13 protein-coding genes and 1 pseudogene are annotated in these 15,965 nt (G+C 42.6%); 6 read left to right on the top strand and 8 right to left on the bottom strand.

The genetic code is table 11. The features are described from left to right. Positions 1–92: 92 nt before the first annotated feature. The 3 genes from AC0L46_RS10895 to AC0L46_RS10885 all read right to left on the bottom strand — a co-directional run bounded on the left by AC0L46_RS10895 (position 93) and on the right by AC0L46_RS10885 (position 3,960). On the bottom strand, positions 93–905 hold the full coding sequence (locus AC0L46_RS10895; protein ID WP_414680692.1) for a formate/nitrite transporter family protein: 813 nt from the start codon (positions 903–905) through the stop codon (positions 93–95). A gap of 77 nt (positions 906–982) precedes the next feature. Then, the gene (cynS, locus tag AC0L46_RS10890) at positions 983–1,423 is read right to left on the bottom strand and encodes a cyanase (protein WP_414680693.1); all 441 of its coding nucleotides are present in this window, start codon (positions 1,421–1,423) and stop codon (positions 983–985) included. A 620-nt stretch (positions 1,424–2,043) separates the two neighbouring features. After that, entirely contained in the window at positions 2,044–3,960 is a 1,917-nt protein-coding gene (locus AC0L46_RS10885) for a methyl-accepting chemotaxis protein (protein ID WP_473503553.1), read from the bottom strand. A gap of 284 nt (positions 3,961–4,244) precedes the next feature. Here AC0L46_RS10885 and AC0L46_RS10880 point away from each other — a divergent pair, with 284 nt between their 5' ends. Continuing rightward, positions 4,245–5,315 carry a Fe(3+) ABC transporter substrate-binding protein gene (locus AC0L46_RS10880; RefSeq protein WP_473503551.1) on the top strand — a complete coding sequence of 357 codons (1,071 nt, stop codon included), beginning with the start codon at positions 4,245–4,247 and terminating at the stop codon, positions 5,313–5,315. Positions 5,316–5,376: 61 nt separating this feature from the next. On the opposite strand, the pseudogene ilvY reads toward AC0L46_RS10880, so the two are convergent. Beyond that, positions 5,377–6,268: pseudogene (ilvY, locus tag AC0L46_RS10875) on the bottom strand (HTH-type transcriptional activator IlvY). A gap of 231 nt (positions 6,269–6,499) precedes the next feature. Here ilvY and ilvC point away from each other — a divergent pair. The 5 genes from ilvC (at position 6,500) to modF (ending at position 12,037) form a co-directional block, all read left to right on the top strand. After that, complete coding sequence (gene ilvC, locus AC0L46_RS10870) at positions 6,500–7,975, top strand: ketol-acid reductoisomerase (protein ID WP_473503549.1); 1,476 nt, start codon at positions 6,500–6,502, stop codon at positions 7,973–7,975. Positions 7,976–8,105: 130 nt separating this feature from the next. Next, positions 8,106–8,942, top strand: coding sequence for an amidohydrolase family protein (locus AC0L46_RS10865; RefSeq protein WP_473503547.1), 837 nt, complete (start codon positions 8,106–8,108; stop codon positions 8,940–8,942). Then, entirely contained in the window at positions 8,939–9,349 is a 411-nt protein-coding gene (locus tag AC0L46_RS10860; RefSeq protein WP_473503545.1) for a hypothetical protein, read from the top strand. Before AC0L46_RS10865 ends, AC0L46_RS10860 begins: the two co-directional genes overlap by 4 nt. A gap of 9 nt (positions 9,350–9,358) precedes the next feature. Further along, positions 9,359–10,546 (top strand): cytochrome-c peroxidase, encoded by a 1,188-nt coding sequence (locus AC0L46_RS10855; RefSeq protein WP_473503543.1) that lies wholly within the window; start codon positions 9,359–9,361, stop codon positions 10,544–10,546. A 45-nt stretch (positions 10,547–10,591) separates the two neighbouring features. Continuing rightward, positions 10,592–12,037 (top strand): molybdate ABC transporter ATP-binding protein ModF, encoded by a 1,446-nt coding sequence (gene modF, locus AC0L46_RS10850; protein WP_473503541.1) that lies wholly within the window; start codon positions 10,592–10,594, stop codon positions 12,035–12,037. Positions 12,038–12,047: 10 nt separating this feature from the next. Here modF and AC0L46_RS10845 read toward each other — a convergent pair whose 3' ends face one another. From AC0L46_RS10845 to AC0L46_RS10830, 4 genes are all read right to left on the bottom strand, one after another. Further along, positions 12,048–12,323 carry a helix-turn-helix domain-containing protein gene (locus AC0L46_RS10845; RefSeq protein WP_473503539.1) on the bottom strand — a complete coding sequence of 92 codons (276 nt, stop codon included), beginning with the start codon at positions 12,321–12,323 and terminating at the stop codon, positions 12,048–12,050. Then, on the bottom strand, positions 12,320–12,646 hold the full coding sequence (locus AC0L46_RS10840; RefSeq protein ID WP_473503537.1) for a type II toxin-antitoxin system RelE/ParE family toxin: 327 nt from the start codon (positions 12,644–12,646) through the stop codon (positions 12,320–12,322). Before AC0L46_RS10840 ends, AC0L46_RS10845 begins: the two co-directional genes overlap by 4 nt. 180 nt (positions 12,647–12,826) lie before the next feature. Further along, positions 12,827–14,056, bottom strand: coding sequence for an NAD(P)/FAD-dependent oxidoreductase (locus tag AC0L46_RS10835; RefSeq protein ID WP_473503535.1), 1,230 nt, complete (start codon positions 14,054–14,056; stop codon positions 12,827–12,829). Positions 14,057–14,135: 79 nt separating this feature from the next. Continuing rightward, positions 14,136–15,728: an L-lactate permease gene (locus tag AC0L46_RS10830; protein WP_473503533.1), complete on the bottom strand. Its 1,593-nt coding sequence runs from the start codon at positions 15,726–15,728 to the stop codon at positions 14,136–14,138. Positions 15,729–15,965 lie beyond the last annotated feature (237 nt).

Raw genomic sequence — 15,965 nt, 5'->3', positions numbered from 1 at the left:
AATAATTGCCAACAAAGTAAAAAAAGCCCTGCTATCCAATGGAAATAACAGGGCTCTCAGGTTACTCAATATCTAACTGAACTTGAAACACATTAAGACAGTGTACGAGCTTTGGACGTTTTCACATGAGTAAGATACAAAGGCAAACCAACCAGCAATAATCCACCCGCTAAATTACCCAATACTGTAGGAATTTCGTTCCAGATCAAGTAATCAACAAAAGTAAATTCGCCACCCATGATCATAGAGAATGGGAACAAGAACATGTTTACGATAGAGTGCTCAAAGCCCATGTAGAAGAACAACATAACCGGCATCCACATCGCGGCCATTTTCGCGCCAGCCGAAGTCGAAATCATCGCACCAACCACGCCCATAGACACCATCCAGTTACACAACATGCCACGGATGAAGATAGTAAACCAACCACCAGCACCATGAGACTGATAGCCCAAAGTACGAGATTCACCGATTGTACTTACTTTCGCAGCAATCGCGCCGCCATCTGTCGCATAACCGTAAGTGAAGATAAATGACATAAAGAATGCTGTCATTAATGCGCCTGCAAAGTTACCGATAAAGACTAATCCCCAGTTGCGAAGCACTTGCCCTGGCGTCACGCCTGGTCGTTTATCAAATAACGCCAATGGAACGAGAGTAAACACACCTGTTAGCAAGTCAAACTTCATGAGATAAAGCATGATAAAACCAACAGGGAACAAAATAGCCCCTAATAACGGATTGCCTGTCAGTGTAATAACCGTAATAGCAAAACAAGCCGCCAAACCTAAAATTGCCCCCGCCATAAAAGCACGAATAAAAGTGTCTTTTGTCGACATATACACTTTCTGTTCGCCTGAATCGACCATTTTGGTCACAAATTCACTTGGTTCTATATAAGCCATAAAGTCCTCTCTGTATTATCAATGTTAATAAATTGCGTTTCAGTTTTGTTTGTTCAACGTTTCTTGTTAGCTTGTTACTACCAAGATTTATAAGGTAGAAACTTGCCATTTAAGGTCAGGATTACACGATCCCCTTTTGGGTTTTCTTCTTTTTCTACCGACATAGAAAAATCAATCGCGCTCATAATCCCGTCACCAAATTTTTCTTGAATCACTTCTTTTAAAGTCGGTCCATAAACACCAACCACTTCATAAAGTCGATAAATCAGAGGATCTTGAGGAATGGTTTCATTCCATGTTTTTGTTGGGTATTCCATCAAGGCTGCTTTTGCGGCTTCAGGAAGCCCTAAAAACGCCACGAGCTTGTCTGCAACTTCTTCGGTACAACTATTCATACCAAGGCAGGCAGAAGTCACCCAAACGTCCGTCATACCAACCGCTTCTGCGATGGCTTCCCAAGTAAGGTTTTTGTCTTTCTTGGCAGCAAAAATAGCTTCTGTAACATCAATTTTCTTCATCTGCTTTCCTCCACAAAAGTAAAGTCGAACCCAAAGCCATCTTTCCTTGAAGCACTCATTGCATACACAAGAGCCACTCAACGCATCACGTCCTTACGAGCAAGGGGTTATCTAGCAACACAAATGTCATGACCACTAACGACAAGAATCATCAAGAGGAAGCTGAAGAGAGTTTTTTAATAGGAAAAATCATACGGACAGACAAACGCCTACCTCATTAGATTCCCGTAAAAAAGGAGACTAATCAGATACCACTGAGCGATTCAGTAGTGGGCGACGTTGCCATAAATGGTGTCAACCGACGTTGGCCAACAGAAGCACTAAATGGAGTAAAACCATATTAGTGCATCTAGGATTGAGCAAAAGAAATGCCAAAAATTAAAAGAGAGAGGAATAACGCTAAGAAGTAACACTTACCAGATTGATTAATAAAGAAATTTATTTGGCGTTTTAAGCGAAAGATAAAACAACAGGAAAAGATAAAGAATTGTGAACAAGGTATTTATCGCACTATAAAAAGGCGTAAATGGGAATTATGTGCAGATGAGAGAGCAAATAACTCAGACTCAGTTGTCTCACTCAAAGGGAGCAAGAGGAAAGACAACTGAGCCTGTGTTTTCTTATAACTTAAATTTACTAATCATATCGCCAAGTTTTTCATTAATGGTTGAGATGTGGCGCACCTCTTCATGTTGACCATTGCCAATGGTCGAAAGCTTTTCAACCATGCCATGAAGCTCCGTAATATTCTCACTAATTGTTTGAATAACTTTGCTTTGCTCAGAAGAAGAGCTCGATATCTCTGCGTTCATATTATTTATTTCGATAATATGCTCACTCAATGTTTGTAAAATCTGCGACACAGACTCAGCCACTTCAACCGTTGTTTCACAGGTATTTTTTGTTTCTGCAATAGCGCTAACAACACTGCCAGCCTCTTTCTGTAAACCGCCCAGCGCTTGACCGATTTCTGTTGTGCTGTCTTGTGTTCGGTTTGCCAGAGCACGAACTTCATCTGCCACCACGGCGAAACCTCGACCTTGCTCGCCCGCTCTAGCCGCTTCAATTGACGCGTTCAAAGCCAGTAAGTTTGTCTGCTCGGCAATACCACCAATCACTTCAACAATAGATTGAATATTATTGGTTTCATTATCCATTTTCTTAACATTATCAGCCGCTTGCAAAATTTCTTCTGCAAGAGTGCTAATTTTCGCCTGCGCTTGTGTTAAACGCTCATTAGCACTACTGCTGTTTTCTTTCGCTTCATTCGCTGACGACGCAGCGGACATTGAGTTATCTGCTACTTCTGCTGCTGAGCTGGAAAGCTCTTCAACAGCGGCCACAATTTGCTCTGTTTCTGTTGCGTGCTGAGATAAAACTACGGAGTTTTCTTCACTCTTCTCGTAGATTTTCACAACGCGACCTGAAAGCTGTTCAGAAGCATTTCTTACTTCTTTCATCATGGTTTGGAGCTGCTCAATAAAGCGGTTTATACCCAGAGCAATTTGACCGATATCGTCGTTTGTATGCACTTCTAGACGCTGAGTTAAGTCGCCATTACCTTGAGAAAGTCCTGTGATTAGCTCAAGGAGAGATAAAATAGGTTTATAAATAAGACGAAGAATAAAGAGTAAAACTAGAACAGAGATAATTGCAATTAAACACAGAGCCCCAAGCAATTGAGCGGTAGATTCTGCGACAGGTGCAAACACTTTATCTCTATCAACAGCGACAAAAAAGTTCCATTGTCCATCATTAATTAATGACATTTCTTTAACTAGAAAGAATAAATTTGTTCCGCCTACAACACGCTCTGCAACTAGATTATCTGACGCAAACAATTCACCAACAAAGTCATACATAGATGAATTTTTGATATCTTCTTTTGGTACGACTTCTTCAATGGTAGAGGCGATAATCAACCCACCTTTGTCTGTTATAAAACTTTTAATGCCTGATTCTTCCGAAATTTGCTCTAATCTAGCCTGTAAATTACTAAAACGAACATCTGCAGATAAAACACCGTCTCCTATGGTATGAGACACTGACAAGATAGGATCACCTGAATTGGTGAAAAAAGGTTTACTGTGGGACAAACCAGGTGAGGCTTTCGCTTCTTTATACCAAGGACGAATTCTTGGATCGTATTTCTCCGGAATACCGACACCGCCAGGAAAGGTTTTACTCGATGGTTTAGAAACATACGAAGTGCCATCATCAAAACCTAATGTCAGTTTAGAGATACCGCCAGCTTTTGCCGATGTCATCAATACAGATGGGTAATCACTAGGCCCATAACCTTTTTCAATAATATGCTCAGATACTGCTGTCACTGCCTCTTCCGCTCGTTGAAAAATCAATGAAATACTATGAGCTTCTTCCTCGACAAAAAAGCGCAAATCATTCGTAACATTTTGAGTTACTTGTTCTTTCATCATTCGATAAGATAAAAAAGCTGCAGTCGAAAGAGAAACTAATAAGACAATAACAACTGTCAGAATCAAACTTGCTTTAAAACCTAAATTAAATCGTCGCATAACAACTCACTCCATTCTCATAATTAATAGTCGTCAATGAAACCAGACAACAATTAATAATTTTTTATTTTCCAACACACACTTTACTTGAAGTAACTAAATAAAATAATTACTTCCGTCAAGAAAATTGCTATTAAGCAGTTCCATCCAGTTATAACAATCAACTTTTTTGAAATATAACGTAACAAAAACAAAAAATAACAGGAACGATTTTCATTACTGTTAGTCTATAAAGCTGTACAACACAGTTAATTCAATTTTTTCTATAGATAGGTACTGAATAAATGAAGCGTTCAATAAAAAAATCACTTTCGTTTTCAAACAAAGGCACTTCTCTTTTCACTTTGACGGCGACGTCCGCTCTACTGGCATTAAGCAGCTTACCAGCTCATGCAAGCGGTGAAGTCAACGTCTACTCAGCTCGAAGTGAAGCCCTTATCGCTCCACTTTTAGAGACATTCTCAAAAGAAAACAATGTAAAAGTAAACTTAATCACTGGCAGTGCTGATGCATTATTGAGCCGCTTACAGTCTGAAGGCTCAGCTAGCCCCGCTGACGTTTTCATCACAGTTGATGCTGGTCGTTTGTATCGTGCAAAAGAAGCTGGCGTACTTCAGCCTTTTGAAACAAAACAATTGGATAAGGTTGTTCCTGAGCACCTTCATGACCGTGACGGTTACTGGTATGGACTATCTCAACGTGCTCGAGTAATTTTTTATAACCCAGAAAAAGTTTCTGCAGACAGCTTATCCACTTATGAAGATTTAGCGGATCCAAAATGGAAAGGACAAATCTGTATTCGTTCTTCAAGCAACATTTACAACCAATCTCTTGTTGCTTCTATGATTGATGCAAAAGGTGAAGCAGCTACTTTAGAATGGATTAAAGGTCTTGTGGCGAACTTTACACGTCCACCAGCTGGCGGAGATACGGACCAAATTAAAGCCGCTGCCGCTGGCGTATGTAACATCGCCGTTGCCAACACTTATTACTTTGGACGTTTAGGTTCAAGCGATAAAGCAGAAGATCGCGCTGTGTTTGAAAAGCTAAATATGTTCTGGCCAAACCAAGCGTCTGGCGAGCGTGGTGCTCACGTCAATGTCAGTGGTATTGGTATCACAACCGCTTCCAAAAATACTGATAATGCAAAACAGCTAATCGAGTTCCTAACAAGTACTGAGAGCCAAGAATGGTACGCCCACGTTAACAATGAATATCCTGTTGTAGAAGGTGTAGCACCACCAGCAAGCCTAGCCAAATTTGGTGAGTTCAAATCTGATAACGTGTCATTAAGTGTATTGGGTGAAAATAACCGCCAAGCAGTTAAACTGATGGACCAAGGTGGTTGGAAGTAAGCTGACCTCCAATAAGCCAATTTACTTTCATTAAGTAAAAGCAAACAAAGAGGAGGCGATTTTAAGCCTCCTCTTTTATTAAATCCCAAAAAGCTTCGACCATAGGATTTTTTAGATTCTTCTTTTAATGTGAACAAGCCAATATCATAAGGTTCTAGTTTTGGCAGTACGTCCAACACTTTAATACGATCTACTAATGGACTATTGTCTAAAACAATTTTCGGGACGACGCCAATTCCAAAACCCAAACTCACCATACTCACAATGGCTTCGTTACCTGTAACCTGTGCGTAGATTTTTGGTGTAATACCTTGATCGTGAAACCATTCATCAACGTGAACACGAGACACACCGCTTTCCGACAAGATCATAGGAATATTTGCCCACTCTTCTAAAGATACTGGCGCCGTGGTGGGTACATTCGGCAATTGCTGTTCCAATGGCGCAATGAATAATAACGGCGAAATAGCAATCGGCTTAAAAGCCAAATTACGCGGTAAAATAGCAGGACGCGCCGCAATAGTAATATCTTCCTTACCATCCAAAATATGCGCAATTGCGTGTTCCGGATCGCCAGTTCTAAGCTTAATTTCAATACTCGGATGCGCCACACGAAAACGACGAAGCAATTCATATAAAAAGCTATAACTGGCAGTGACAGAACCATACAGGCTTATCTCACCTTTTAGTTGATCCGAGTTGCCAGTTAATTCATGGCGAATCAAATTCCACTGACTACTTGTCTCTCGAGCGTATTCAACAAACTTCTGCCCTTCTTGTGTCAAGGTCACCGTTCGATTATCTCGGTTAAACAATACAACACCAAGCTCTTCTTCTAACTGTCGAATATTACGAGACAATGCAGAAACACTGATATGACACTCCTCGCTTGCACGCCCAAAATGCAAGCTCTCAGCTAAGGATAAGAAGTGTTTCAACGCTCGAATATTCATAAAAGTCGCTCATACAGTTACTGTTGCAATATATGGGACATTATATTGCAAATATATCAATTTACGAAATAAAGTATTTTCTATAAAGTAGCCTCACTACCGTATGAATGGGTTTATTTTTTAGCCCACAATATGTGTAACCTTTTTTAAATATCGATGTGCTGTACTTATCAACTAAAGTAAGTCAGCTAAGAAGCATCGACTAAAATCATCAATTACAGGTGTGTAAAAATGTCTAATAACTACTTCAATACTTTGCCACTACGTGAGCAATTGGCTCAATTAGCAAAATGTCGTTTCATGGATAGCTCCGAATTTTCTGAAGGCGTTGAAGCGCTTAAAGGCAAAAAAATTGTTGTTATCGGTTGTGGCGCTCAAGGTCTTAACCAAGGCTTGAACCTACGCGATTCTGGCTTAGACGTTTCTTACACTTTGCGTGCAGCAGCGATCGCTGAAAAACGCCAATCTTGGAAAAATGCCACTGAAAACGGTTTCGTTGTTGGTACTTACGAAGAACTTATTCCAACGGCTGACGTTGTATTGAATCTAACACCTGATAAGCAACACACGCCAGTTGTTAACGAAATCATGCCGCTTATGAAAAAAGGCGCTTGCCTATCTTACTCTCACGGTTTCAACATCGTAGAAGAAGGCATGAAAATCCGTGAAGACTTAACAGTAATCATGGTTGCACCTAAGTGCCCAGGTTCTGAAGTACGTGCTGAATACGTTCGTGGTTTCGGTGTTCCAACGCTGATCGCTGTTCACGAAGACAACGACCCTAAAGGCGAAGGTCTTGCTCTAGCGAAAGCATACGCTGTAGGTACTGGCGGTCACAAAGCAGGCGTTCTAATGTCTTCTTTCATCGCGGAAGTAAAATCTGACCTTATGGGTGAGCAAACTATCCTATGTGGTATGTTGCAAACTGGCTCTATCCTTTGCTTCGACAAAATGGTTGAAGAAGGCATTGATGCAGGTTACGCGTCTAAGCTTATCCAATACGGTTGGGAAACCATCACTGAAGCATTGAAATACGGCGGCGTGACAAACATGCTAGATCGCCTTTCTAACCCAGCTAAGATCAAAGCATTTGACCTTTCTGAAGAGCTAAAAGTGATCATGCGTCCACTTTACAACAAGCACCAAGACGACATCATCAACGGCACTTTCTCTCGCGTAATGATGGAAGACTGGGCAAACGACGATGCCAACCTTCTAAAATGGCGTGCAGAAACCGCTGAAACGAACTTCGAAAAAACTCCTGCTGGCGATGTTGAAATCTCTGAGCAAGAATTCTTTGATAACGGTATCTTGATGGTGGCTATGGTTAAAGCGGGTGTTGAGCTTGCTTTCGAAACTATGACAGCTGCAGGCATCATCGCAGAGTCTGCTTACTACGAGTCTCTACACGAAACACCACTTATCGCCAACACAATCGCTCGTAAGAAATTGTACGAAATGAACGCGACAATCTCTGACACAGCTGAATACGGTTGCTACCTATACAACCACGCTTGCCTACCGTTACTAGGTGACTTCATGAAAGGCATCAAAACTGACGTCATCGGTAAAGGCCTTTCTGTAGAAGACAACGGCGTAGACAACGCTCGTCTAATCGAAGTAAACACAGCGCTTCGCTCTCACCCAGTAGAAGCTATTGGTGCGGTTCTTCGTGGTCACATGGCTGACATGAAAAAAATCGTTTAATCCTTTCTAAAAGAATTAAGCATTAAAAAAGCCAAGGCATTTTGCCTTGGCTTTTTTGTCTTCGCTTGGCAGAATGCATATAAGATCATTTTTTAAACACGCCATGTCATCGCTGATTGGGAGAAAAGAAATGAAGTGTCTTACGGCTTCTTTATTAAGTTGTGTTTTTACGTTCGGCTTTACGTTCGCTCAGGCTGAAACCTCTCAGGCAGAAACGCCACTCATAGATACACACATCCATTACAGTCACGATGCTTGGACAATCACACCTCCGAAAAAAGCCATCGGCATTTTACGAGATGCGGGATTACAAAAAGCCTTTGTGTCGAGTTCCAGTGACGAAGGCACTCAAATGCTCTACGCAGAAGCGCCAGATCTCATCGTACCTGTGTTACGCCCTTACCGTTGGCGCGGTGAAACGGGCACTTGGTTTCGTGATGAATCTGTTATTCTCATGCTTGAAGAGTTATTAGCGAAAAACACCTATGCGGGCATTGGTGAGTTTCATATTTACGGTGACAACGCGAATTTACCCGTCATGCGCCGAGTCGTTGAGCTGGCTTCTGAATACCAGCTTTTCCTCCATTTACACGGTGATTCGGATGCCGTTGAACATGTTTTCGCTCAAGACCCAAACGCTAAAATATTATGGGCGCATTCGGGCTTTGATGATCCGTACACCATTGCCGATATGCTAAAACGCTACCCAAATTTAACCACTGATTTAGCCTTTCGCAATGAACACGCCTCCAATGGGAAAGTCGAAAGCGAATGGCGCGAACTTTTCTTAGCCTTTCCTGATCGAATCATGGTCGGCACCGATACTTTCTCTCCTGAACGCTGGTATTACATTATTGATCACGCCGATTGGAGCCGAGAATGGTTAGCCGATTTACCAAAGGAAGTGGCTGAGAAAATTGCCTATAAAAATGCCTTGGCGTTGGCTGAATGGGCATTACCTGAATGAACATAAAAAGTAGGAAGCGCATTCTTGGCATTGGCGCTTTCTTGCTGTTTATTAGCAGTCAATACAGCCTCGCCTGCTCACTACCAGAAAACGGCGACATAACACTGGCAGACAAAGACGTGAGCATCGCCATTCGCTGGTCAAAAGATCTCACCGTCGGCCAACCTTTTGAGTTACAGGTGTTATCGTGCAAAGGAGAACAGCCCTTCACTGGCGACATTTCCGCTTCCGCCATCATGCCTGCTCACAATCATGATATGAATTATCGCCCTAGTTTTGTGATGGAAAAACCTGGGCAATATAAAGGCGCTGGTTTTCTCTTTCACATGTTTGGCGTATGGCGATTGCGCCTTTCCTTCGTGTCCGATGGTCAAAAATACCATTTTGAACACGACGTAACCCTATAACCTAACTCTATGATAATACTTCGTTTTTTTCTTTTTACTTGGATGTTAGCTGGCATAACAAACGCCTGTGCTGAAGTAGAATTCAACGAACAAGACATGGCCTTCATTCGCTCTCTAGGCCCTTGGCCTGTAGAAACGAATCCAGACACCAGCAATCGTTTTTCCCAACAAGAGCAAGCCATTGAGCTTGGTCGACAACTCTTCTTTGATCGCCGTTTATCAGCGGACTCGTTTATCTCTTGTGCGGATTGCCACCAGCCAAACCAAGCGTTTCAAGATGGTATCGCCCTTAATAAAGGCTTGAATGTATTGCACCGCAACACCAGCAGCTTGATCAATATTGGTCACAGACCTTGGTACGGCTGGGGAGGAGAGCACGACAGTTTATGGTCACAAAGCATTCGTCCTATGCTGGCTGCAACAGAAATGCACACAGACATCAGCACGTTAAAAGCCACATTAGAACAAGACGCTTATTTCCAATGCGCCTTCCGACAAACGACCCAACAAACTCTGCAGGATCTTTCGGAAGAAGCCTTTCTGATTACTCTGGGCAAACTGCTCGCCAGCTATCAAGAAACCATTCGCAGTGAAAAAAGCCCATTTGACCGTTATCGAGATCAGTTGCTCAAACAAGACGCAAGCACTCCCGCTTTATCGACAAGCGCCCAAAAAGGCTTAAAGCTCTTTGTCGGTGAAGGCCGTTGTGTGTTTTGTCATTCAGGGCCAAATTTCACCAATGGAGAATTTGGCGACATTGGCGTCCCGTTTTTTACGAATAATGGCCAAGGTGTTGATAAAGGTCGCTATCAAGGCATTCAATCTCTACGCAAAGACCCTTACAATCTATTGGGTAAATACAATGATGACTCAAGTAAAAGTAATGCCTTACGAACACAGCATTTGCAAACCCTGCATCGTAACTGGGGAGAATTCAAAGTGCCTTCATTGCGCAATGTCGCACAAACAGCGCCCTATATGCACAACGGCAGCATTGAGACACTGGCAGACGTCATCGACTTTTACTCAGAACTAAACGAAGAAAGGCTCCACGCCGATGGCGAAAAAATACTTCGCCCATTACACTGGAGCCAAGAAGAAAAAACCAATATGGCCGATTTCTTAACCTCTTTATCTGGAAAGGTGACATCCGCCATAGAAAACAAAACCCTATTTCGGCAATGTTTTCTCGACTAACACTTTATCTAAACCAACAAGAGCCACAACCAACAAGAGCCATTCATGTCTATATCACCCATCAGCCTTCAAAACGCCACTGTTCAATTCGATGAAAAATTCACCTTAAACAACATCAATTGGACGCTAGAAGCTTCCCAACATTGGATGATCACAGGCTCAAACGGCTCTGGTAAATCCGCTTTGGCTGCGGTATTGGCTGGCATGGGCGACATCACTACTGGCCAAGTTTCGGGCTTGCCAGAAAACGTTGGTTTGGTGTCTTTTGAGGCACAAGCGGAACTCATTGCTGAAGAGCTGAAAAAAGATGATGCGGACATCATGGACGTGATCGCCATCGGCACGCCAGTACGAGAAATGATTTTTGGTTACTGCTCAGACCAGAATTTAGCAGAGCAATTGGTGGAGAAGTTCGGCTTAAGCGCTCTGCTTGATCGAGCTTTTCGCAAGCTTTCAACAGGGGAAACTCGCAAGGTGATGTTGATTCGCGCTCTAGCCAATCAACCCGATTTACTGATTTTAGACGAACCTTTCGACGGTTTAGACGCTAACACCTTAGAGATGCTACAAGAACACCTTGCTTCCATCGTAAATCAGGTTCCTATTGTGATGGTGTTAAATCGCCTCGATGAAATGCCAAGCTTCATCACTCACATTGCTTACATGGACAAACAAGGCAAAGACCAAGGCGGGTTATCTCTTATTGTTGATCGACAAGACACCACTGCCTTTAATGAACTGCATCAACTATTGCATTTGAAAACCACCGAACTAGAAGTGCCAGAAGCCGACTCAAGCAACCAATTGCCAAAGCTCGATCCAGCTCAACCTTTGGTTCGCTTAAAAGACGTCACCATCAAATACGAAGACACCATCATTGTCGACAAACTCAACTGGACAATAGAACAAGGCCAACACTGGCAACTCAGCGGGCCAAATGGCAGCGGTAAAACAGGCGTTCTATCGCTGATCACTGGCGATCACCCGCAATGCTACGTGAATGACATATTTGTGTTTGGTTTTCAGCGTGGCAACGGAGAGAGCATTTGGCAGATCAAACAGTTTATCGGCTATGTTTCTACGGCTCTGCAATGGGAATATCGCGTCAGCACCAGCTGCCGAAACGTGATTATTTCTGGCTTTTACGACAGCATCGGCATGTATTCCAAAGCCACCGACAACCAAAAGAAAATTGCCAACGAATGGCTTGCACTACTCGGCATGAAAGACCGCGCCGACTCGCCTTTCAACAAACTCTCCTACGGCGACCAACGCCTGCTCCTCATCGCCCGCGCCATGGTCAAACACCCACCACTCTTGATACTCGACGAACCTTGCCTCGGCCTAGACGACCTCAATAGACAACTCGTCCTCGCCCTCATCGAGAAAATCTGCCAAGGTTCAGAAACAACCGTTTTGTACGTAAACCACCATGCGGAAGACCAAATTAGTGGGATTGAGAATTATTTGGAGCTGGTGAAAAAGCAGTAATATAGACAATCTATACTAGACGGATTTCCAACTTCTTCCCTAACGCAGAAGCGAATTTCTCTAATGTAGATAATTTCACATCTTCGGAGTGGTTTTCTATTCTTGAAATGGCGCTTTTTTGAGTGTGTAGCTTTAAGGCCAAATCGTCTTGAGTTAAGCCCGCACTCTTTCTTGCCTCCTTGAGCAAGACACCAAATTTAAAGGTTTGATAACCTTCTTCATAGTCATGGGAAAATTCGCTATCTCTTGATTTTCGCTCTGCTACGTATTTTTTTAAATCACTCATATTCTCTTCCTCGCCAAATAGTCTTTACGACGATTCTCTGCGATCTTGATTTCTTTTAAGGGAGTTTTTTGGGTCTTTTTTTGAAAAGCGTGGTTAAGAACCACCAAATTATCGCCATCAAAGAACCCCAATAAACGAAATATATTCCCGCCTACTTGGACCCTCACCTCCCAAATATCATCTGTATTCACCAACTTTTTAAGATAAGTGGACGGCACATAACTCAGCTCTTCAACCAATTGAAGCACCCAAGTAACCTTTTGAGCCTGTTTCCCTGATAGAGAATCTAAAAACTCAGCTATCGGAGATTTCCCATCATCCATGATGTAAAAATGTATATTCCTCATACTTCCATGTTAACCCATAGGTGAACTTTTTCAATATTAATATTCACTTTAATGTGAACTTTTTATTTGTAATACACTCGTCCAAATTAAAAGTTTTTACAAAACATCAACACCGAAGCGAGGTGTTGATGTGTTTTTTATAACCCTAAACCGCAACTAAAACCGCGTCGGTGTTAACGCTTCCATTAACGGGTTAGAGCGCCCTTCAACTAATTCAGCAAGCAGTTCTGAGGTGGTTGGGCCGAGTGTGAAACCTTGGTGTCCGTGTCCAAAGTGAAACCACATATTTTTGTGTTTTGGCGCTTGCCCAACAACTGGGAGCATGTCTGGCATACAAGGTCGTGTACCAAACCATTGCGGTTCTTTTACTCGTTCTTCAATGGGGAATAGTTCTGCCAATGCTCGTGATGCATGATCTAGCTGGCTCGTTTCAATAGGCGCATTGTGTTTCACCAAAGACGCGCCTGTAGTGAGTCTAATTCCGTCTTTCATCGAAGACGCAACAAAGCCATTGCTGGCATCTAAAAACGGTCGATTCAATGACTCAGACGAAATAAAGTGAGCATGGTAGCCACGTTTGTAAATCATAGGGATGTCATAGCCAAAGGCTTTTAAAAATTCGGGAGACCAAGGACCTAGAGCAATAACCACTTGTTCCGCTTGCATCGCGCCGTCTTCGGTTTCTATCGACCAGCCATTGTTAAGTTCTTTAAGGCTACTCGCTTTACCTTGGCTAAATCGCCCTCCTCGCTCAACAAATAGACGACAATACGCTTTGGTCAAATCCCCAGGAGAAGAACACGACCAGCTATCAGTGAAATGCACAACACCAGTCGGTGTCTGTAACAAAGCAGGCTCTTGTTCGCTATATTCCTGTCCGCTAAATACATTGGATGAAACACCGTATTCTTGATGTAAATGGCTGGCTTCTTTGACTCCTGATTCAAAGCCTTTTTCATCTCGATACAATACCGAAAAGCCCTTTTTAGTCATCAAGTTTGTACTGTTTGAGGCTTCGATCAAGGCTTGATGATCCATTATCGCGCGAGCGATAAGCTGGGAATAGGTTTGAGAAATAAGCTTGTGTTTGCGCTTTTGGGAATGATTAAAATAAGACCATAACACTGGCAACATTGACGTTAAACCAGACAAACGCCAATGCACATCATTATTTAATCCCAATGCAAATTGGCTTAATGTTTTGAAGTCTCTCGGTATTGCATGAGGTTCAACCGCTTCTGCTTGAATCACACCCGCATTACCGTAGCTTGTTTCGCATCCGGCTTGCTGTTGATCCACCAGCACCACGTCATGCCCGCGCGCCTGCAAAGCCAACGCACTGGATACGCCGACCATACCTGCACCAAGAACCAGAAATTCAGCCACACTCTTTCTCCTGTCATGCTTTCCATGTAAAAACAAAAAAGCCACTTAAAAAAGTGGCTTCATAACGTTAAAACCTTTTCTACATTAATAAAAGAACAAAACCAACCAAAGCCGCAATTACGCCATAAGCCATCATTGGCACAATGGTTTTTTTGATAATATAACCTTCTTTATTCACAATTCCCAAGATGGTAGAAACCGCAATAATATTGTTGATACAAACCATGTTCCCCATAGCGGCACCAGCGGATTGCAAAGCAAGCACGGTTGTCACAGGCAAGCCAACTTGCTCAGCAATACTGAATTGAATCCCACCAAAGGTTAGATTAGAAACGGTCGCAGAACCAGAAAAGAAGCTTCCAAGCGCACCAAGAAAAGCCGCGAAGTAAGACCAACTATCACCAGTCACATTGGCAAACGCATTGGCAATAAGAAATATCGGAGAATGATCGCCACCTAACATCATGAAGTTGACCATGATTAAAGCGCCAGCCAAAGACACTAACGGCATTTTGATTCGTCGGCCTGTGTCCACAAAAGCTTCTTTGACTTTCTCTCTCGTCATTTTTAATAGTGGGATTGAGATCAACACCACTAACAAAAAGGGAATCAAAGCTGGAACATACAAAGTTTTATAAGACCAATTAACAGATGTATTCAAAATGCCTTCGAGAGACAAAATAAGAGATTGGCTCACACTAAAATACGCACTACCAACATCAAATCCGAACCAAGTATTGCCGTCTGTTAATAACCCTTTAATGCCAAGCTGACCAATGCGCGTAACGATCAAAATCACAATTAACAAACCTAATGGCAACAAGGCAATCACCAGCTTATTGAAAGGGACTTTTTCACCTTTGGCAGCGTCTTGTTCAGCCGCTTTAAGGCCGACATCACGCTTCGCTAGCATAATGCTCAACATTAGACCGATCGCCCCACCGATCAAAGCAGGAAACTCATAATTGAATGTCGCCAAGAAATAATATGGCAAGGTACAAGACAAAATACTCAACAGAATATAGAGAATATTGCTTTTGATTAATGCCCAGCTCACAACAAATTTAAGCGCAATAATAGGCACAACAAACGCTGCTACTAAATTAATTAAAGCCGTCTGAGAAGAAACATCAAGTAATTGTTCTGAACTCAGGTTCAACGCTTCAAGACCGAACCAAATAGGTGTACCAACCGCGCCGAATGTCACAGGAACAGAGTTCATCACCAGAGCCAACATCGCCACTTGCAAAGGTTTAAACCCCAGCCCAACCAGCATGGGCGCAGCAATCGCAGCAGGCGTACCGAAGCCAGAAGCACCTTCTAACATGAAGGCAAACGCCCAACCAATAATCATCAGCTGAGCCACAGCATTGGTGCTAATGGATTCCAACCAACGAGCAATCACGCTTTCCGCTCCAGAAAATGCCAATACTCGGTTCAGAAGAATCGCCCCAGCCACAATAGAAATAGGCGTTAATACAGATAAAATACCAGACAGCGTATTAGCCATTAATAAACGGCCATCGGCTTGAAAATAAAACAGCTGAATCAAACCAACTAATAAAGCCGTCACGGGCAAAGCAATATGAGAAGGTACCGCCTGCTTTTTGGTCATTAACCAAATTAATAGAAGAATGGGGAAAGCGGAAATAAAGGTGCCTGCAAATGCCATTAATCTGTCCTTATTGTATTTGTATGATTTATTAAAATTATAAACCGAATAAACACAAATATGGCGACCTTAGTCAGAAATAACAATTTCTTATGACCGAGAGCAATAAAAAGGGGAGAACTTGTCTCCAAGCTCTCCCCTTTTATTAAGGAAGGTGCGAATAATAAAGGTTTATCCACACGCTGAAGCCAGTGGACTTGTTCGTACCTTCCTTAACATTACTGACTGGATTAAGAA

The organism is Marinomonas sp. 15G6-16, assembly GCF_055809555.1.
This window is presented reverse-complemented; position numbering and strand designations above follow the sequence as displayed.

Excerpts from the sequence above, each read along its gene's own strand:
- AC0L46_RS10885 (WP_473503553.1), bottom strand. The coding sequence starts at position 3,960 with ATGCGACGATTTAATTTAGGTTTTAAAGCAAGTTTGATTCTGACAGTT.
- AC0L46_RS10830 (WP_473503533.1), bottom strand. The coding sequence starts at position 15,728 with ATGGCATTTGCAGGCACCTTTATTTCCGCTTTCCCCATTCTTCTATTA.
- AC0L46_RS10865 (WP_473503547.1), top strand. The coding sequence starts at position 8,106 with ATGAAGTGTCTTACGGCTTCTTTATTAAGTTGTGTTTTTACGTTCGGC.
- AC0L46_RS10880 (WP_473503551.1), top strand. The coding sequence starts at position 4,245 with ATGAAGCGTTCAATAAAAAAATCACTTTCGTTTTCAAACAAAGGCACT.
- AC0L46_RS10860 (WP_473503545.1), top strand. The coding sequence starts at position 8,939 with ATGAACATAAAAAGTAGGAAGCGCATTCTTGGCATTGGCGCTTTCTTG.
- AC0L46_RS10840 (WP_473503537.1), bottom strand. The coding sequence starts at position 12,646 with ATGGATGATGGGAAATCTCCGATAGCTGAGTTTTTAGATTCTCTATCA.
- AC0L46_RS10895 (WP_414680692.1), bottom strand. The coding sequence starts at position 905 with ATGGCTTATATAGAACCAAGTGAATTTGTGACCAAAATGGTCGATTCA.
- AC0L46_RS10855 (WP_473503543.1), top strand. The coding sequence starts at position 9,359 with ATGATAATACTTCGTTTTTTTCTTTTTACTTGGATGTTAGCTGGCATA.
- cynS (WP_414680693.1), bottom strand. The coding sequence starts at position 1,423 with ATGAAGAAAATTGATGTTACAGAAGCTATTTTTGCTGCCAAGAAAGAC.
- AC0L46_RS10845 (WP_473503539.1), bottom strand. The coding sequence starts at position 12,323 with ATGAGTGATTTAAAAAAATACGTAGCAGAGCGAAAATCAAGAGATAGC.
- modF (WP_473503541.1), top strand. The coding sequence starts at position 10,592 with ATGTCTATATCACCCATCAGCCTTCAAAACGCCACTGTTCAATTCGAT.
- ilvC (WP_473503549.1), top strand. The coding sequence starts at position 6,500 with ATGTCTAATAACTACTTCAATACTTTGCCACTACGTGAGCAATTGGCT.